The organism is Bradyrhizobium roseum (assembly GCF_030413175.1).
Classification (GTDB): Bacteria; Pseudomonadota; Alphaproteobacteria; order Rhizobiales; family Xanthobacteraceae; genus Bradyrhizobium; species Bradyrhizobium roseum.
On the sequence record NZ_CP129212.1, the window covers coordinates 6,628,993 to 6,648,052 of the forward strand.

The 19,060-nt window shown below is 64.6% G+C and carries 16 protein-coding genes; 6 read left to right on the plus strand and 10 right to left on the minus strand.

The window, feature by feature from the left end:
- Window positions 1-53: 53 nt before the first annotated feature.
- Window positions 54-887, minus strand: coding sequence for a DUF4118 domain-containing protein (locus QUH67_RS31375; RefSeq protein ID WP_300943509.1), 834 nt, complete (start codon window positions 885-887; stop codon window positions 54-56).
- 170 nt (window positions 888-1,057) lie between these two features.
- Window positions 1,058-1,435, minus strand: coding sequence for a hypothetical protein (locus QUH67_RS31380; protein WP_300943511.1), 378 nt, complete (start codon window positions 1,433-1,435; stop codon window positions 1,058-1,060).
- Between the two features lie 417 nt (window positions 1,436-1,852).
- Here QUH67_RS31380 and QUH67_RS31385 point away from each other — a divergent pair, with 417 nt between their 5' ends.
- Complete coding sequence (locus QUH67_RS31385; protein WP_407080371.1) at window positions 1,853-2,380, plus strand: MaoC family dehydratase; 528 nt, start codon at window positions 1,853-1,855, stop codon at window positions 2,378-2,380.
- Window positions 2,381-2,494: 114 nt separating this feature from the next.
- On the opposite strand, the gene QUH67_RS31390 is transcribed toward QUH67_RS31385, so the two are convergent.
- From QUH67_RS31390 to ftsE, 3 genes are all read right to left on the minus strand, one after another.
- Entirely contained in the window at window positions 2,495-3,208 is a 714-nt protein-coding gene (locus QUH67_RS31390; RefSeq protein WP_300943513.1) for a YdcF family protein, read from the minus strand.
- Between the two features lie 130 nt (window positions 3,209-3,338).
- On the minus strand, window positions 3,339-4,310 hold the full coding sequence (locus tag QUH67_RS31395; protein ID WP_300943515.1) for a cell division protein FtsX: 972 nt from the start codon (window positions 4,308-4,310) through the stop codon (window positions 3,339-3,341).
- Window positions 4,303-4,962, minus strand: coding sequence for a cell division ATP-binding protein FtsE (gene ftsE, locus QUH67_RS31400; RefSeq protein WP_300943517.1), 660 nt, complete (start codon window positions 4,960-4,962; stop codon window positions 4,303-4,305). The genes QUH67_RS31395 and ftsE overlap by 8 nt, the downstream gene beginning before the upstream one ends.
- Before the next feature lie 187 nt (window positions 4,963-5,149).
- On the opposite strand from ftsE, the gene QUH67_RS31405 reads away from it, so the two are divergent.
- Together QUH67_RS31405 and QUH67_RS31410 are read left to right on the plus strand one after the other, a co-directional pair.
- Complete coding sequence (locus QUH67_RS31405; RefSeq protein WP_300943519.1) at window positions 5,150-6,031, plus strand: MJ0042-type zinc finger domain-containing protein; 882 nt, start codon at window positions 5,150-5,152, stop codon at window positions 6,029-6,031.
- 39 nt (window positions 6,032-6,070) lie between these two features.
- The gene (locus QUH67_RS31410) at window positions 6,071-6,448 is read left to right on the plus strand and encodes a response regulator (RefSeq protein ID WP_300943521.1); all 378 of its coding nucleotides are present in this window, start codon (window positions 6,071-6,073) and stop codon (window positions 6,446-6,448) included.
- Between the two features lie 140 nt (window positions 6,449-6,588).
- Here the strand turns inward: QUH67_RS31410 and QUH67_RS31415 are convergent, their stop codons facing one another.
- Window positions 6,589-9,321: a TIGR02302 family protein gene (locus QUH67_RS31415; RefSeq protein WP_300943523.1), complete on the minus strand. Its 2,733-nt coding sequence runs from the start codon at window positions 9,319-9,321 to the stop codon at window positions 6,589-6,591.
- A gap of 191 nt (window positions 9,322-9,512) precedes the next feature.
- On the opposite strand from QUH67_RS31415, the gene QUH67_RS31420 reads away from it, so the two are divergent.
- Complete coding sequence (locus QUH67_RS31420) at window positions 9,513-10,421, plus strand: NAD(P)-dependent oxidoreductase (protein WP_300943525.1); 909 nt, start codon at window positions 9,513-9,515, stop codon at window positions 10,419-10,421.
- 107 nt (window positions 10,422-10,528) lie between these two features.
- Window positions 10,529-11,959, plus strand: a complete 1,431-nt coding sequence (locus QUH67_RS31425; RefSeq protein ID WP_300943527.1) for a L,D-transpeptidase family protein — start codon at window positions 10,529-10,531, stop codon at window positions 11,957-11,959.
- Window positions 11,960-11,969: 10 nt separating this feature from the next.
- On the opposite strand, the gene mgtA is transcribed toward QUH67_RS31425, so the two are convergent.
- A complete protein-coding gene (mgtA, locus tag QUH67_RS31430; protein WP_300948237.1) occupies window positions 11,970-14,564 on the minus strand; it encodes a magnesium-translocating P-type ATPase in 2,595 nt (864 codons plus the stop codon).
- Window positions 14,565-14,708: 144 nt separating this feature from the next.
- Here mgtA and QUH67_RS31435 point away from each other — a divergent pair, with 144 nt between their 5' ends.
- On the plus strand, window positions 14,709-15,725 hold the full coding sequence (locus QUH67_RS31435) for an N-acetylmuramoyl-L-alanine amidase family protein (RefSeq protein WP_320416112.1): 1,017 nt from the start codon (window positions 14,709-14,711) through the stop codon (window positions 15,723-15,725).
- Window positions 15,726-15,737: 12 nt separating this feature from the next.
- Here the strand turns inward: QUH67_RS31435 and QUH67_RS31440 are convergent, their stop codons facing one another.
- The 3 genes from QUH67_RS31440 to msrA form a co-directional block, all read right to left on the minus strand.
- Window positions 15,738-16,793, minus strand: a complete 1,056-nt coding sequence (locus QUH67_RS31440) for a hypothetical protein (protein ID WP_300943529.1) — start codon at window positions 16,791-16,793, stop codon at window positions 15,738-15,740.
- A 68-nt stretch (window positions 16,794-16,861) separates the two neighbouring features.
- A complete protein-coding gene (locus tag QUH67_RS31445; protein WP_300943531.1) occupies window positions 16,862-18,493 on the minus strand; it encodes an acetolactate synthase large subunit in 1,632 nt (543 codons plus the stop codon).
- Window positions 18,490-19,026 carry a peptide-methionine (S)-S-oxide reductase MsrA gene (gene msrA / locus QUH67_RS31450; protein WP_300943533.1) on the minus strand — a complete coding sequence of 179 codons (537 nt, stop codon included), beginning with the start codon at window positions 19,024-19,026 and terminating at the stop codon, window positions 18,490-18,492. Before msrA ends, QUH67_RS31445 begins: the two co-directional genes overlap by 4 nt.
- Window positions 19,027-19,060 lie beyond the last annotated feature (34 nt).

Here is a 19,060-nt window from a genome sequence, read left to right on the forward strand (position 1 = left end):
GATGGCCGTCTGGTCAACCTTATACCACGGACCTGGTTCCCGTGTCGCAACCATCATCGCGCGGTCTTTCGTTCGCGCAGACGATCGAGCGCCAGACCGAACAGGCTGGCGACCACGCCGGCGTGCCTGTCCGGCGCCGGCGGCCGCTCATCCGGATCGAACGCAACGCCGATGACAACCCCCTCGCCTTCACAGATACGGACCGGCCAGAAATCGAACCGGGACGCCGGATGGGGATAGACGCCGCCGCGCAGGGTCGCCCCCGTGGCGAGTGACGACTGTGCGGCTTCGAACTCGGCTTCTACAGGCCCGATGCCCGTCGTTTGCGTGAGGCATACCAGTTGGCCTTGCCTGACCGCCAGCACGACGGCCGGCGCGCGAAACAGCGAAGCGAGCGCCCGGGAAGTGATCGAGGCCATCGAAGCTTCGTCTTTTGCCGCGACGACGTCCCGGCTGTAATTCTCGAGGACCGTCGCCTGCTTCTGCAATAACGCCGCGTCTTCTGCCCGGCGGCATGAGGTGAACGATACGCCGCTGACGATGATTCCGACCACGAACAGCAACGCGATGGCCCAGACATTCGAGGCGTCGTCCACGGCCAGCGAGTAGCGCGGCTCCGTGAGAAAGAAATTGAAGGCCAGTGCGCCAAGCACCGCCGAACAGAGCGACGGGCCGAGGCCGGAACTGACACCCGCGACGATCACCGGGATCACGAACACCAGAGACAGGTTGGGGATGTTGATCTTGCTGTCGACGGCAATGGCTGCGACCGTCGCGAGCGCCGTCATCGCGATCACAGCGATGTAGCTCACCCAGCGCGGCGCCAGAGGGTCGGCTCCCGTTACCTCGACGACACCGGGCTGCCGATTCGATTCGACGTTGGTCATATCAAAGCTCCCGCTTGAATTTCACGGGAGAGTTCGGCCTTACTGCATATGAAAGCGATACGGTGCGGCTATCGGAGATATAGGAAATTCATAAAGGCCGATGCCTGATCCCGTTTCGCTGCGTGATTACCGGAACAGCCAGCCGGTGGGGGAAGCCTCGACAGCCGCCGTCAGCCGGCGGCCTTGGCGCCATCGCGAAGATAGCTTTCCTCTGTGAACAGGGGACAACTCTCATATCCGGCGGAGCGCTTCTCGATTTCAAAGCCGCGCCATCCGCCAATTGCGGCAAGCAGGGTTGCCGGCGTGCCGAGCGCAACCAAGCCAAGCAAAATGTATTCGGCAAAAAGCGCGAACGAGCAGATGATAGCGATGCCCAAAAGGTAGCTGCCCGGACGGGTCTTGGCATCAGCCACCAAAGCGCGGAAACCATCTCGGGCAGCACCGACGGTTAATCCGCAATCTCGGAATGCCTTGAAAAGCATTTTGATGCGATTGAGAAACATCAAGGCAATCGCGATCAGCGCGCAAACTGCGGCGAGGACCGTCATGCAAGCTCCGATGACCATGATCGCCGAAAGCATTTTTACCTGGCTCGATACTATCGTTATGAAAACGGCAAATTCGCTGGCCTTGAATTGTGCTCTTTCCCTGTGCATGCCAAGGGGGCGCGGCGCTGAACTTTTCGTTAACACTACTTGACCGGCCGGCTTCAGGTTCGGCCGATCCGTCGAGCGGCCCTTAGCCGATTAGCGCCGATCCCATTTTGATGTCGGTTATGAGCGGTAAGCCCGACATTCGGCGGCGATACGTTCACCGCCGCTTGTGACCCGGAGCCGACCAGATTTCGAGCGGCTCTCAGCCGTCGCAAGAACGGTCTGGGCCGAAACCTTTCTCACCACTGGCGCGAAGCGGCGGGCTCGCTTAAAGCGGGCTCGAAGACCAAATCATCATTGCCGAGGTCGAAGGTGTCAGACATCAAGCAAGCCACTGAACTCGAAGCTATCCGCCGAAAGCTAATTCCATTGACAGCGTACCGTCAGCTTCTCAACGGCCCCGAGCACGTGTCGGATTGGCTGGTGGTCGATCAGTCGATGATCGACACGTTCGCCGATGCCACCTACGATCACCAGTTTATTCACACCGACCGCCAACGAGCCGAGAGCGAAACGCCCTTTGGAGGAACCATTGCACACGGATTTCTCACACTATCGCTCCTATCGGCGCTCGCTTTCGATGCGATGCCAGGCGTCGAGCGGATACGAATGGGTGTCAACTACGGGTTCGAGCGGGTTCGTTTCCTCAGCCCGGTTAAATCCGGAGCGCGGGTCCGAGGTAAATTCCGTCTGATTGGATTGACCGAGCGCGCGGTGTCAATCCAATCAGCGTGGGACACGGTGGTAGAGGTTGAAGGTCTCATCAAGCCAGCTATCGAAGCCCACTGGATCACTTTGGCGCTGATTGATCCAGACGGACCGCCGGCGCAGTCCCTTTGAAAGGTCCGGTTATGGCCTTAAGCAAGCACGGTCGATCCGCCCGAGCGATGTCAACTTACAGGATCAAAGCCGACCTCAGCCCGGACACAGCCCCCGTATTTTTGAATCTCAGTCTCAGTTCGCCTGCGCGGTCGCCGGCCGGCGCGGCGGCGGGGTGGTCGGGTCGGAGGTTTCCGGCATCACCTCGATGCCGATGTCGGCCAGCCGGACGCGGACCTCGACGGCGACATACTTGGCGTATTCCGACAGCAGCAGGCGCAGCGTCGTGCCGCTGGTCCACCATGGCTCCTCACGCCAGCGGTCGCCGACCACCGCAAAAGGGATCAGCGTCACATCCGGCATCGCGTGGGACAGTTCCACGATCGCCCGCGGCATGTGGTAGTTCGACGTGACCACGATCAGCGACCTGAAGCCGCGCTCGCGGGCCCAGCGCCGGGTCTCCGAGGCGTTGCTGCGGGTGTTGACAGCGGAACGATCGAGATCGACGCAGCAGCCGAGCAGCGACTGGTTGTCGGGCAGCGAACGCGAAATGTCGCTGACGGCATTGGTCGGATGCACGCCGGAAATCAGCAGCCGCTTGCCGTAGCCGCCGGCCAGCAATTGCATCGCGTCCGACACCCGCGACGAGCCGCCGGTCAGCACCACGATCCCGTCGGCGTTGCGCGCCGGCTTGATCTCAACGCCGCGCAGTTGCGAGAGAAAGCCGATGAAGCCCACGGCAGCGCAGACGAACAGGATCGCCATGGTGCCGACGACGGCCACGCGCAGCCAACCGCGCGGCCGCGCGGCCCGCGTCTTCGGCGTGCTGTCATCGTGCGGTAGACTCATGTTGGTCCGGCGACCCTCTTTCCGATTTCGAAAACGCTTCGACTCAATTTTAGAAGTTTTTCACGCGAAGTGGAGTCCCACTCCCGTGTGGCGTCCGTGACCTGCTTCACGGCAAGGCACCACCCGTCGCTCAATCGATGTCGTCCAGCGTGGCGAACAGCGTCCGTCGCGAGGCCCAGGCGGTGATGGCGGCGATCGCCACGGCCTGCACGGCGAGCGCCAGATAGCCCGAGGGCGGCAACGAAAACGTTCCCAACAGCGCGGCGAACTGATCGCCGACCGGGGTGCCCGAGAACCAGGCGGCGGTCGATTCGGAGAAGCCGAAAAACAGCATCGCGGCGCCGCCGCCGATCACGCCGCCCTCCAGCCCGAGCCGAAGGAAGTGCCGCAGAAAGTGATTGGCGATGTAGCGGTCGCCGGCGCCGACGAAGTGCAGCACCTCGACGATCGGCCGGTTCGCCGCCATCGCGCCGCGGGTCGCAAACGACACCGAGATGATGGTCGCCGCGATCACCAGGATGAGGATGCCGATGCCGGCGAATACCGTCGCCCCGGTCATCGAGCGCATGCGCTCGATCCAGGCGCGATGATCGTCGACGCTGGCCGACGGCGCCACCTGCGTCACCGCCTTGCGTAAGCCGGCGAGATCGAGCGTCGTGCCGGGCTGCACCCGCGCGACGATGACGCGCGGCACCGGCAGCTGCTCGATCGACAACCCACTGCCCAGCCACGGCTCCAGCAACTTCGCCGATTCATCCTTGCTGAAAGGCTTGACCTGGACGATGCCGGGTTGTGCCCGCATCGCCTCTGCGGCGGCGTTGACGTCGCGATCGAGATCGCGGCCGGCCTGCGGGCGCACCTGCATGGTGATTTCGCTGGCGACTTCCGACTGCCATTCCGCGGCGGAGGCGCTGACCAGCAGCACGGTGCCGGTGGTGATGGAGGCGAGGAACGTCATGATGGCGACGACCGCCACCAGCGCGCGGCCGGAGATCGACGCCCGCGGCACGATCGGCGACATGTTGCGGGCGCGCGCCGGCACCTGCGGCCGCTCGGTCCCGAGGTCCACCAGCGGCCCGTGCTCGTCACCCATCCTACTCATAGATGTGCAGCCGTCCCTGATGCAGCACCATCCGCCGCGCCTCGTACTGGTCCATCAGCGTGATGTCGTGGGTCGCGATGATGACGGCGGTGCCGAGCCGGTTCAGTTCGATGAACAGCCGCAGCAGGCGGCGGCCGAGCGTCGGATCGACGCTGCCGGTCGGCTCGTCCGCCAGCAGCAATTGCGGTCGCGAGATCACCGCGCGCGCGATCGCCGCGCGCTGCTTCTCACCGCCCGACAGGATCGGCGGCAGCGCATCCATGCGCTCGCCGAGGCCGACCCATTTCAACAGGTCGATCACCTCGCGGCGATAGCTGGATTCCTCGCGGCCCATCACACGGAACGGCAGCGCGACGTTCTCATAGGTCGTCATATGGTCGAGCAGGCGAAAATCCTGCAGCACGATGCCGATCTTCTGGCGCATGTTCGCGATCTGGTCCTTGCTGAGCAGCGAGACATCCTGGCCGAAAATATTGACGAGGCCGCGCGTCGGCCTGATCGACAGGAACAGCAGCCGGAGCAGCGAGGTCTTGCCGGCGCCCGACGGGCCGGTGAGGAACTGGAAGGAGTGCGCCGGAATCAGGAAGGTAAGGTCGCGCAGAATCTCCGGGCCGAGCCCGTACCGCAAACCGACATTTTCGAACCGAACCAAGCTCAGCTCCGCTCGACTTGAGCCGCGGCCAAAAACCCCGGACGGGAACCCGAATCCGGGCTTTGGGCGCGTGGCGCGCCGGTTTGGGAACCAGCCGGGCAAAACGGTTTTGCGACGGTTATGGTTTCCGGTTCGTTAACGGTCGGCATTGTAGCATTCCGGCAAAGACACGTTAGAGACGGGCTCCATGCATATCATTTGCCCTCATTGTACAACATCTTACGCCATCAATCCGGCTACCCTGGGCGCCGCCGGACGCACCGTCCGCTGCTCGCGCTGCAAGGAAACCTGGCTGGCGCGGCCCGAAGACGCGATCGAAATGGCGGAAGCCATGCCGGCCGCCCTGCCAGATGCCACGCAAGCGGCCCCGGCCGCAAACGACGCCGCGGACGAATGGGAGGCTTTGGCGCGCGCGGAAGAGGGCCAGGATACCCCTGTGGTCGACAGCCCCTCGATTTCGGCCGGCATGCCGGCGGAAGGCGAAGGCTCGCAAGCCAGCAGCGAGGGCGACTGGCCAACGGCCGCCCGGCAGGATGCGGACCATCAAGAGGAAATCCCGATCGCCGGCCGCCGCCAGCGGCTGTCTGGTCTTCTCCGGCTGCCATCGCTGCCCCGCATCCCCTTCATGCCGTCCGTCGGCCTGCCCACCGCCTGCACCGCAATGGGCGCGCTGATCCTGGCGCTGCTGATCTGGCGCGCAGAAATGGTGCGGCTGCTGCCGCAGACCGCGACGTTCTACAAGATGGTCGGGCTGGAAGTGAACCTGCGCGGGCTGGCGTTCAAGAACATCAAGATCACCAACGAGACCGTCGACGGCAAGCCGGTCCTGGTCATCGAAGGCACCATCGTCGGTGAGAGCCGAAAACCGGTCGAATTGCCGCGGCTGCGTTTTTCCGTGCGCGACGCGCAGGGCGCGGAGATTTACGCCTGGAACGCGGTGCTGGAGCAGCCGGTGCTCAATCCCGGCGAGCGCGCCTATTTCAAGTCGCGGCTGGCTTCGCCGCCGGCTGAAGGTCGTAATATTGACGTACGCTTTTTCAACAAGCGGGATCTGGGCGGCCACGCCTGAACCACAGACCCGTTCCGCCGGGGCAAGAGAGAAGACCGCATGCCGCGCGTGCTGATTGCCGATGACGAGGAATCGATGCGCGTGCTGGTGGCACGCGCCATCGCCATGGACGGTCACGATACCGTCACCGCCGAGGACGGCGCCGAAGCGCTCGACATCCTGACCCGCGAAAAAGGCGCCTTCGACCTGCTGCTGACCGACATCCAGATGCCGGTCATGGACGGCATCGCACTGGCGCTGGCGGCGGCGCGCGATTTCCCCAAGTTGAAGATCCTTCTGATGACGGGCTATGCCGCCCAGCGCGAACGTGCCTCCGGTCTCAATGCGATCGTGCACGACGTGGTAACGAAGCCGTTCTCGGTGCATGATATCCGCACGGCGGTGGCCGATGCGCTGGCGGCGGGGGCGAAGGGGTAAATCCCATCGATGGTCGTCGTCCTCCGCGAAAGCGGGGGACCCAGTACGCCGCGGCTTCTCGATCCGATCGCTGACGTCTCTGGAATACCGGGGAGCCCGGTCAAGCCGGGCGATGACAGCGCGGAGTGCGGGGCGAACCCTCAATAATCCTTCAGCAGCCGCTCGATGTAGTCGAGCTCGATCTGCGGACGGGCCGGATCGGCGAGGCGGCGGCGCAGTTCTTCGAGAATGCGGCGCACCCGCTGCACGTCGATCTCGCCGGGAATCTTCACCGTGTAGTCGTCGGTGAATTCGTTGTTGCGCATCGGCCGTCCGAGCGGGTCGGTGGAATTCTGCGCACCTTGCTGGCGGCCTCTGGGGTTGCCGGGGCCGTCGCCGGGCTGGTCGCCGTCGCCTTGCTGCATGGCTTCGGCGAGGCTCTGCGCACCCTTGCGCAGCGCTTCCAGCGCCCGACCTTGCGAGTCCACCGCGCCATCGGCATTGCCGTCGCCGAGCCGCCCGGTGGCGTCGCCCATGGCGTTATCGGCCTGATCGAGCCCGTCCTCGCCATCGCCGGGGTCGCCGCCCTGACCTTGCTGGCCCTGGCCCTGCTGGCCCCGTTCGCCGCGCTGGCCCTGCTGCCCCTGCTGCCCCTGTTGGCCGCGCTGGCCCGGCCCCATGCCACGCTTGGCAAGCTCTTCCTGCAGTTTCTTCAGCCGGTCGCGCAGGGCCTGCTGGTCCTGCTGCAGGTCGCCCATGTTCTGGTCGCCCGGCTGCTTGCCGCGCTGTCGGTCGCGCCGGGAATCCTGGCCCTGCTTGTAGGTCTTGTCGCGCAACTGCTGCTGCTTGCGGATCATATCGCCGAGTTCGTTCAGCGCCTGCTCCATGTCGTCGCCGCCCTGGCCGGGCTGCGCCATCTGCAGGTTTTCCAGCATCTGCTGCAGCTGTTCCAGCAACTGCTTGGCGGCTTCCTTGTCGCCGGAGCGCGACATCCGCTCCATTCGGTCCAGCATGCTCTTGAGATCCTGCTGGCTCAGCATCTTGGTGTTGGGATCGAGCGGGCGGGAGAGCTGCTGCGGATTGTTTTTCAGCTGCTCGGCGAGCTGGCGCAGAAAATTGTCCAGCGCGGCGCGCAGATTTTCGGTGAGCTTCTTGATCTCCTCGTCGGTGGCGCCGCGTTCCAGCGCCTGCTTGAGCGCTTCCTGCGCCGCGCGCAGCGCCTTGTCGACGTCGGAAATATTGCCGTCCTCGATGGTGACGGCGAGCGCCCACAGGCTGGCGACGACCTCGCGCAGCCCGTCGTCGGAGCTGCTGGCATCGAGTTCGCGCACGACGCTGTACAGGGCTGGCTCGAGCGACCACACGGTGGCGATCAGCACGCGCCTGGCTTCGTCTTTGCGGACTGCCTCGATCTGTCGAGCTATGCTGTGGAGACCAAGATAGTGACCCGTCTCCGGCGTGAACAATTCCGGCGCGATCATCAGCGCATCGAGCGCAGCATAAACCTGCAAAATCTGGTTGGCGTCGAGCGCCAGCACGCGGCGCTGCTCGATCAGGGCGCGCGCCAGCGGCTTGGTGAACAGCCGCTCCGGCAGCCGCATGTTGAAGGGCTCGCTCCTGCCTTCGTTGCCGGCCTCGTCCTTGGCCGTGAGCGTCAGCGTGACGTCGGCGCCGGCATAGGGATCCTCGCTGAGGTCTTTTACGGTCTGGCCAACGCCGTTGCGGGTGCGCGCATTCGGCAGCACCAGCGGAAACTGCGGCGGCTCGAACAGCGGCCGTGCCGCGGCCTTGCCCGCTTCCTGGCTATCCTTGTTGGCGTTCTTCGTTTCCTTGTTCGTCTCGTTGGCCGCATCCGCATTGCGCGCGATGAATTGCGCGCGCGCTTCGGTGACGCCGTAATCGTCCTCGAGCTTGTAGGACATCTGCAGCGAGCCGCGGGCCTGGCGTTCAGGATCCTTGGCGAGCGAGACGGTGGGCGCGCGGTCGGGCGTGGCGGCGAAGCGCCACAGCGGCTGGCCGGCCGGCGCACGGACATGCGCGGTGCCGTCGCTCGCGATCTTGAAATGCCGTTCGTTGGTGCCCTTCGGCGCCTGCTCGCTCGGCGCCACTTCAGTTACGCCGCCGCCGACTGCGACGTCGATGGTGCCGCCGCTGGAGCGCACCAGCAGCGTGCTGCCCGCGGGCACCGACAGCGGCGCGCCGCTGTCGGGCGAAGCCGCATCGCGATTGGCGGACAGGATCACCGGCGGCTTGCCGGTATAGACCGGCGGCGTCACCCAGGCATCGACCCGGACGTTGGCCGGCGCCAGCACGCCGTTCCAGTCGAACGCCGCGGCAATCCGCAGGCTGCGCTCGTCGCCCGCGGCAAAATAGGCCGCCACCAGCATCACCATGACCAGCGCGCGCAGCGCCCAGGGATCGTGGATCGGCAACCGCGGCGACGGCAGGCCGGCGCGGATCCGCTTGATCGAGGCCAGCGTGCGCTCGCGCTGCTCGCGCCACAGCGCCTGCGCGATCGGGTCCTGGGTCGACAGTGTGTCGGTCAGCGCGGTGGCGGGGCGGTGGCGAATGCCGGTGCCGCGGTCGAGCCGGCTCAACGCCTCTTCGCGGGTTGGCCAGCGAAATCGTGCGAATGGATAGAGAGCGGCCATCGCCGCGAGGGCAAACAGGCCGATGCCGATTGCGCGCCCAGAGAACGGCAGTGCCAGCCACAACCCGGCCCACGACGCCACCAGAAACAGCCCGACGACGCTCAAAACCCGCGCCAGGCCGGGCCAGACGCGCTCCCACGCGATCGCATATTGCGCCCGCTGCAGCGCCTGCGTCAGTTGAAGCCGCGCGACAGCATCCGGTCCGCGCGCGGGCTGTGAGGGGTCAGGTGAGGCGCCGCTCAATAAACTCTCCGGGTTGATGAGAGATCAGCCTAGCACAGCGGCGGCAATGAGGCACCCGCTTGAAGCGGGTTCCCACACCCGGAATTACGCATAACACGAAGGCGTGACTGCCGGGCCGCCAGCCCGTAACGTCCGCACCGAACCGTAAATCTACAGGGAACGCGACAGACGTCGCGCAAGGAAACAAAACCATGGAAATCGGATTTATCGGCCTCGGAAAGATGGGCTTCCCGATGGCGCGTCGCCTGATCGAGGCCAAGCATGAACTGACGGTGTTCGATACGCGCAAAGAAGCCGTCGACCAGTTGGTCGCGCTCGGGGCGCAGGCGGCTTCCTCACCAAAGGACATCGCCGACCGTTGCGAGACCGTGCTGGCGAGTCTGCCCTCGCTGCAGGCCTCGCTCGACGTTGCGACGGGTGCGGGCGGCGTGATCGAGGGCAAGAAGGTCAAACGCTTCGTCGACCTCTCCACCGTCGGCTCACAGATGGCGGTGAAGATTCACGGCCTGCTGGCGGCGAAGAACATCGTGCAGATCGACAGCCCGGTGAGCGGCGGCGTCGGCGGCGCCGAGAAGGGCACGCTGGCCGTGATGGTCTCCGGCCCGCGCGCCGAATGCGAAACGGTGAAACCCGCGCTCGACGTGATCGGAAAAGTGTTCTTCATCGGCGAAAAACCAGGTGCCGCGCAGACCATGAAGCTCGCCAACAATTTCCTGTCGGCCACCGCCATGGTGGCGACGTCGGAAGCGGTGGTGATGGGCGTCAAGGCGGGGCTCGATCCGGCCGTGATGATCGACGTCATCAACGCCGGTTCCGGCCTCAACACGGCGAGCCGCGACAAGTTTCCGCGCGCGGTGCTGCCGCGCAGTTTTGATTTCGGCTTTGCCACGGGGTTGATGGTCAAGGACGTGCGGCTGGCGCTGGAAGAGATGAAATCGCTGGGGCTGTCGATGGAAGTCGCCGAGGCGGTCGGGCGGTTGTGGGAAGTCATCATCCGTGACGAGGGCGCCGATTCGGACTTCACCGCAGCGATCAAGCCGATCGAAAAGGCGGCGGGCGTCGTGGTCGGCGGCGTGAAGGGCGGTCACGCGGCAAAGTAGCCGACACGGCCGACGCGGCGCAGTTCCAGGTTGGCAAGTCCGGCCGAACGGCGTTACGTTGCACACGGGCCTGAGGGGCGGTGACCCGATCGTTCAGTTGGAAGTGCATGACGTCGCGTGGCGTGGTTCCCGAGTACCGGCAGAAGCGGCTGCGGGCTGCATCGCTCGCGGTTGCAGCGCTCGCCGCGCTGGTCGCGGCGGGCAGCGATGCCCGCGCCCGGGGCGGCCAGAAAGACCGCCCGATCGAATCCATCCAGTCGCGCAATGCCGGCGAGCCGATCATGGCCGTGGTCTCGCTGCGCAGCCAGCGGATCACCGTCTACGACGCCAAAGGATGGATTTTGCGGGCGCCGGTGTCGAGCGGCTCGAAGGGACGCGAGACGCCCGCCGGCATTTTCAGCGTCATTCAGAAGGTCGAGGAGCACTACTCGAACCTGTATGACGACGCCTTCATGCCGCATATGCAGCGCATCACCTGGTCGGGGATCGCGCTGCATGGCGGTGTGCTGCCCGGGCGCCCGGCGTCCCATGGCTGCATCCGCCTGCCGTTTGATTTCGCCGCGCAATTGTTCGATGTGACCAGGATGGGCATTCGGATCATCGTCGCGCCGGACGATGTGGCGCCGGTGGAGATCACCCATCCGCTGCTGTTCCAGCCGAAGCCCGGCGCCGAGGCGCTTGCCGCCGCCCGCGCGACGGAAGCGCAGGAGGCGACGCGGAAGGCCGCCGAGGCACGAACGGCCGCCGCGGCAGCCCAGCGAGAGGCCACACAGGCCAAGGCGCCGGTTCGCGCGGCGGAAAACCTCAAGCGCCGGGCCGAGGTCAAACTGGCGTCGGTCGAGGGCAAGCTGGACTCCGGCATGTCGACGGAAGAAAAGCAGCAGGCGGAGGACGCCAAGGCGCAGGCGGTCGCCAAAGTCGCCGAGCTGCAGTTGCAACGGGACGCCGCGAATGCGGACCTGCAATTGCGAATCGATGCCGCCGCGTCCGCGCGTGACGCAGCCACCGCGGCGGAAACGGCGCGGCTCGCGGCGGCCGATGCGGCCCGCCAGCTCGCAAGCGAACTGCAGCCGGTGTCGGTGCTGATCAGCCGCAAGACGCAGCAGCTTTACGTCCGCCAGGCCTTCAAGCCTGTCCTCAAAAGCCCGGTAACGATCGCAGACCCCGATCGCCCCATCGGCACGCATGTCTTCACCGCCGCCGAGCGCACCGACGACGCCAAATTGCGCTGGAACGTCGCCTCGCTACGCGGCGGCAGCGGCAACGCATCTCAGGCGCCGAAGGACACGGAGAGCGCCAAGGCCGCGCTCGACCGCATCACCATTCCGCAGGACGTGCTCAACAGCATCGCCGGCACCGTGCCGCGCGCCTCGCTGATCGTCACCGACGAGCCGCCGAGTTCGGAAATCGGCAAGGGAACGGAGTTCGTGGTGATCCTGAGCGGCGAACCGCAGGGCGGCATCAAGAAGCGGCCACGCAGCCATCGTTATCCGCGCACGTTCTGGCATCAGCCGTTCGGAAGTCCGTTCGGCTGGTGAGCTCCGCCCGTCACGCAGCACCGGTCCCGATAAACGGCCGGCTGCGCAGGATGGCTGGATGTGTCACCCCATAGGGCGGGTAGCGATGATAGAACCAGCGCTTCACGCCCTCGGCGATCGCCAGATAACAGACCACCATTGCACAAAGCGCCGCCAAAAACGCCGGCGGCAGCGGGACGAAGCCGAACCAGCGGCCGATCGCGGTATAGGGCAGCGCGATTGCAACGCCCACGACGGCCAAAGAGGTTGCCACGAGCACGGGATTGGGCCGGCTGCGCAAAGGGTTGCCGTTGGTGCGGATCACAAAAATGACGAGCACCTGGGTCGCGAGCGACTCCATGAACCAGCCCGTCTGGAATAATTTTTCCGACGCATTGAACACCCACAACAACAAGCCGAACGTCAGGAAGTCGAAGATCGAGCTCACCGAACCGAGCACGAGCATGAAATTGCGGATGAACCTGATATCCCAATGGCGGGGCTGCGCCAGCAGTTCATCGTCGACCTCATCCATCGGGATCGGAACCTCGGACAGGTCATAGAGAAAGTTATTGAGAAGTACCTGTATCGGCAGCATCGGCAGGAAAGGCAGCATCAGGGAGGCGCCGGCCATCGAGAACATGTTGCCGAAGTTCGAACTGGTGCCCATCATGACATACTTCATGATATTGCCGAAGGTGCGGCGGCCTTCGCGGACGCCGCGTTCGACCACGGCCAGATCATGATCGAGCAGGATGATATCCGCCGCGTCCTTGGCGATGTCGACCGCGCCGTCCACCGACATGCCGACATCGGCCGTGTGCAGCGAGGGCGCGTCGTTGATGCCGTCGCCGAGATACCCTACCACGTGACCGCGACGCTTCAGCGCCAGAATGATCCGGTTCTTTTGCGAGGGCGTGACCCGGCAAAACAGATTGGTGGTCTCGATGCGCGCGCTCAATGCGTCTTCGCTCAGCGAGGACAGCTCCGTCCCCGTAAGCAATCCCTCGATCGGAATTCCAAGCTCACCGCAAACGTACTGGGTGACGCGCTCATTGTCGCCCGTGAGAATCTTGATGCCGATACCGCTGCGCTTCAACGCTGCGATCGCGGCGCCCGCGCCGGGCTTCGGCGGATCCAGAAATGCGGCGTAGCCGGCGAACACAAAATCCTTTTCGTCGCCTACCGCAACATGGCTCTGCGTCGCAGGCTCTTCGCGCCAGGCGATGCCAAGCACGCGAAAGCCTTCTTCGCCCAGCGCCTGGAATTGCGCGGTCGCCCGCGCCATGGCCGCGGCGTCCAACTGGTGAATGTCGCTTTCGCCGGCAAGTTCATGGTGGCTCGACAGTTTCAGGACGTCTTCCGGGGCACCCTTGACCACGAGAATCCTGCGGCCCGCGCGTTCGATCAAGACCGAAACACGGCGACGTTCGAAATCGAACGGGACTTCATCGATCTTGGTCCATTCAGAAGCCGCATGCGGCGCGTGTTCGAGAATGGCAGTGTCGAGCGGGCTGCGCAGGCCACTCTCGAAGTGACTGTTGAGCCAGGCGAGCTCGAGCACGCGCTCGCTTTCAGTGCCCGCCAGAGTGATATGGCGGATGAGCGCGATCCTCGCCTCGGTAAGCGTACCGGTCTTGTCGGTGCACAGCACGTCCATGCTGCCGAGGTCGTGGATCGCGCCAAGGCGCTTCACGATCACTTTTTGCCGGGCCATGCGTAACGCGCCGCGCGCCAGCGTGACCGATACGATCATCGGCAACAATTCGGGCGTCAGGCCGACGGCGAGCGCAATGGCGAAGAGGAAGCTCTCCAGCAGCGGGCGGTGGGACAGCGTGTTCACCAGCAGAACGAACAGGACAAGCAGGATGGTAAGACGCACGATCAGGATGCCGAACTCGTAAACGCCCTTCTCCAGCGCCGCGGGAGGCGATGTATGACGCAGCGTGGTGCTGATTTCGCCGAGTTGCGTCCTGTTTCCGGTCGCGCAAAGCAGAAGCCTGGCGGAGCCGCTGACGACCGAGGTCCCCATAAAGGCGGCGTTGGCAGCCTGCGCGACGTTGACGTCGGCGACACCATCGGGCACGGCGCGCTTCTCGACCGGATAGGACTCGCCGGTCAGCAGACCTTCGTTGACGAAGAAATCGCGGGCCTCAATGACCCTGCCGTCGGCCGGCACCAGGTCTCCGGCGGCAAGCACGACAACGTCGCCGGGGACGAGTTGATCGGCGCGGACGGTGATCTCGCGGCCATCGCGCAGAGCCTGCTCATGCAGCGCCACCGATATCCTGAGCTGATCCGCGGCCTGCTCTGCCCGGTACTCCTGCACGCTGTCGAGCATGACACTGAACAGCACCATGATCGCAATGATGACCAGGCTGGCGATGTCGCCGGTAAAGGCCGAGACGGTGGCCGCAGCGAGCAGTATCAGCACCAGCGGATTGCGGAAGCGACTCAAAATCTTGCGCAGCAATGAGAAGCGGCGCCGGCTCTCCAGCCTGTTGGCGCCATAGCGCTGCAGGCGTGCCGCCGCTTCGACAGAGCTCAACCCGCTGAGACCGACGCCAAGCTGCTGCGTGAGCTCGGCCAGCGGCGCTTGCCAAAAGGTTGCGGCGGGGTCTGGCATTCCGGTCAATCGTTCGCTCCTGCCGGACCAACCATCGTCCGTAGCGTAAGCAACGGAGATGAGCGCCGCGATCCGCTGCCGTCCCCGCCGCCCCCTCTTTCGACATCGCGGCCTCTACTGCTATGATGATCGCCGGAGGGGAGCATGAAGCGCCGCGGGTTGATTCGTATTCTCGGCCGTATCGCTTCGGGATTTTGGTCCCGCCGCGGCATCGTTATCGTCGTTGCGGCCGCGATGGTGTTGATGCCGATCAAAGTCAGCCACGCCGGCTGGCTGTCCGACCTTTTCAAGGGTTCCTCAAAGCAGGGCAAATCGTCCAGACAGGGCAAGCCGGTAAAGCACGCCGCGTCCCGCAAACCGGCCGCGGCGGCGAAACAGACCGTCCCGGCAAGGCGCCAGAACGTGAAACTCGCCGCCCTGGGTCCGATCCATTTGAGCCCTGCCGCCTTACCGGCTGCCACCCGGTGCGACCCCGCCAAATTCCGCATCGTTCTGGATGTCGGACATACCGCCGAATCCGAAGGCGCGATCAGCGCGCGCAACGTCTCCGAATTTTCCTACAATCTTCGTCTCGCGAGGCGGATCGAGGAGAAGCTGAAGGCGGAAGGCTTTGCCGAGACCAAATTGCTCCTGACCGAAGGCAAGGCCAGGCGCAGCCTCGTCAGGCGCGTCGCCGCCGCCAACGATTTGCGCGCGGACCTGCTGCTCTCGATCCATCATGACTCCGTGCCCAACAAATTCCTCGAGGAGTGGGAGTTCGAGGGCAAGAAGAGCCGCTACAGCGACCGCTTCAGCGGCTATTCCGTGTTCGTCTCCCGCAGCAATCCGGATTTCAGGACCAGCCTCTCGTTTGCCGAACTGATCGGCAGGGAAATGAAGGCGCAGGGCCTCGACTATGCCGCGCAATATTCCCAACCGATCATGGGCCGCCATCAGCGCGAGCTCCTGAACAAGGAGACCGGGGTCTACCGCTACGACGAACTCATCGTGCTCAGAAAGACCCGGATGGCGGCCGTGCTGCTGGAAGCGGGCTCGATCATCAATCGGGACGAAGAACTGCAGATGGGTTCGCCCGAGCGGCGGGACATCATCAGCAGCGGCGTAGCTTCGGCTATGAAGACATATTGCGAGCCGCGATGGGCGATGCTCGGTCCGATCTGAGGCCTGCCGACTTCAGCCCTTCCCCTGCTTCCTGACCTCGTCGAATTTGGCGAGCGCGCGTTCGAACTTTTCGTTGAACAGCCACATCGCATCGAGGATTTCGCGGAAGGTCGCGGAGGTTTTGGCCCTGTCGGCCTGTCCGAAGGTGAACATGCTGTTGTTGCGCAGATAGAACATGATCTTGGGGTCGGAAACCCGGTAACCCGCCAGGTCGCGCGAGGCCATCGCCGACCGGGTCGGGCTCGGGACGATCTGAATCAGTTCGAACAGCTTCATCTGGTCGATCGGATCCGGCAGCGTTTTCACGATGGCCGGCACCTGCGGAAAGATATCCGCGTGCGCGTTCATCAGGCCGTTCCGCACGGCAATCCAGTGGTTGTAGCGGCGGTCGATATTGCCGGCCCGCGCCTCTTCCCTGTCGTCGCGGGCGATCAGCGCGGGATCGAAGGCTGCAATGGACTTCCTGATCGCGGCCCATTTCCGTTGTCCGTTCCGGTCTTCTGGCACGCCGGTCTGCAGACTGCCCTTGTACTTGTTGGAGCGCGCATTGCCGATGTTCTGGTTGCCGTTGGTCTCGGCAAAGAACAGCCCGAGGCTGATGCGGCCGGCCGCCTCGGCACTGGCGGCATCGAGGCCCTTGGCACGCGCGATGGCGGTACCGAGATCGACGATGTCCTTGAACGGCGTGTCCGAATTCTGTGCGTTGGCCGGTGGCGCCTGCATCACGTCGAACAGTCGCCGGTACTCGTCGAGCAGCGGCTCGTTGTCGGCACTGAAATAGGCCGGAGGGATGCCGTATTTGTTGGGGCCGCCAATCTTCGACGGAAGCGCGTCGGTGAGGTCCTTGTAGGCGCTGATCATGTTGTTGCGGGCGCGGTACAGCGCCTGCCCCGGCAGGTTGGGCAGACCCTGTTTCGAATCGATCTGCGCCCGTCGCTGGCGCAGCACCTGCTCGAACTGCGCTCGTGCATTGTTGAAGGTGTCGAGCGTGTCGGATTGCTTTCTCGTCAGCGGCTCGGCGGCGGCAGACGAAGCGCACAGGAGCCCAATGGCAAAAGCACGGAGCATGGCAATACGGTTTCTTGCGCGCACGTCAGCGGTCCCCGCATATGGCTTCATCGAAATGCATACCCATGCTAGGCAACGGGCGGCAGTTCCTTGACGAGCACGCGCATATTCTCGCTGTAGTCGATGGGCGCTACGACGAGATGGACGCCGCCCTCGCTGAAGGCGGCCTCCAGCATGGTCGACAGTTCCGAGGCATTGCCGACGCGGGCGCCCCTGGCGCCGTACGACTTCGCATAGGCCACGAAATCGGGATTGCCGAACTCGAGGCCGAAATCCGCAAACGCATCGACTTCCTGCTTCCAGCGGATCATGCCGTAGGCGCGATCCTCGAGCACTAGCACGACGAGATTCAGCTTGAGCCGCACCGCCGTTTCCAGCTCCTGCGAATTCATCATGAAACCGCCGTCGCCGCAGACGGCGAGCACGCGCCGGTCGGGATGGATCAGCGCCGCGGCGATCGCCGACGGCAAACCCGCCCCCATGGTCGCGAGCGCGTTGTCGAGCAGCAGTGTGTTGGCGACGCTGGTGCGGTAGTTGCGCGCGAACCAGATCTTGTACATGCCGTTGTCGAGGGCGACGATGCCGTCGGGCGGGATGACTGCGCGGACGTCGTGCACGATGCGTTGCGGCGTCAGCGGAAACCGGTCCTCCGTCGACCGCTCGGCGAGGCGGGCAAGGATGCCTTCGCGCAAGCCGAGCAATGCCTGACCATGGGAGAGCTTGCCTTCGAGGCGATCGGCGAGCGCGGCAAGGCCTGCCCCGACGTCGCCGACGATTTCGGCTTGCGGGAAGTAGACCTGCTCCACCGTTGCGGGCGTCGCGCCGACATGAATCACCTGCAGCCCGTCATGGCCCATCAGGAATGGCGGCTTCTCGACGGTGTCATGGCCGATCGAAATAATCAGATCAGCCTGATCGATCGCCTCGTGAACCCAATCCCGCTCCGACAGCGCGGCCGTGCCCATATAGAGATTGGAGCCGGCGTTGACCGCGCCCTTCCCCATCTGGGTGTTGAAGAACGGAATTCCGCATCGCCGCACGAACGCCGACAGCGGCTCCGCGAGGCGCGGACGGCTCGCCGCAGCACCCAGCATGACGAGCGGCCGTTGGGCTGCCATGATCATGGCGGCAGCGCGATCGATCGCCGCCGCCGGCGCAACGGGAAGCTCGACGATATGCGGGGGAACCATATCGGCCGCGGCGTCATCGGCTGCGATATCCTCGGGCAGTTCAAGATGGACCGGACCGGGCCGCTCCTGCTGGGCGACCCGGAAGGCGTCGCGCACCTCTGTCGGAATGCTCTGCGCGGCGACGATCTGCGTCGCCATCTTGGTGAGCGGCCGCATCGTCGCGACGATGTCGACGATCTGGAAGCGCGCCTGGCGGCTGCTGCGGATCGCCTTCTGTCCCGTGATCATGACCATCGGCATCGCGCCCAGATGGGCGTAGGCCGCAGCCGTCGTCAGATTGAGCGCGCCCGGACCGAGCGTCGTCAGGCAGACGCCCGCACGCCCGGTGAGCCGCCCGTAGGTGGCGGCCATGAAGCCGGCCGCCTGTTCGTGTCGCGTCAGCACCAGCTTGATCTTCGAGCGCCGCAGCGAGTCCAGCACGTCCAGATTCTCCTCGCCGGGAATGGCGAAGATGTATTCGACGCCCTCGTTCTCGAGGGCGGCTACCAGCAGATCAGAGGCTTTGGTCACGCGGCGCTGCCGCGTGCTGCAACTTTCTCGGCGCGATGCGGCAATACCCAATCCGGACGGATGAAATGGCAGGTATATCCGTCAGGATATTTTTCGAGATAATCCTGATGCTCGGGCTCGGCCTCCCAGAACGGACCGGCGGGCGCCACCTCGGTGACGACCTTGCCCGGCCACAGGCCGGAAGCATCGACATCGGCGATGGTGTCTTCCGCGGTCCGCTTCTGCGCGTCGCTGGTATAGAAGATCGCCGAGCGGTAGCTCGCGCCGCGGTCGTTTCCCTGCCGGTTCAGCGTCGACGGATCGTGGATCTGGAAGAAGAACTCCAGCAGCTTGCGGTAGCTGATCACGTTCGGATCGAAGATGATCTCGATGCCTTCGGCGTGATTGCCGTGGTTGCGATAGGTGGCGTTCGGCACCTCGCCGCCGGTGTAGCCGACCCGGGTCGAAATCACGCCAGGATAGCGGCGCAGCAGATCCTGCACGCCCCAGAAGCAGCCGCCGGCAAGGACTGCGCGTTCCGTCGAAACTGTCATGGCTGTTCTCCCTGGTTTCGCTGCGGACATCGGG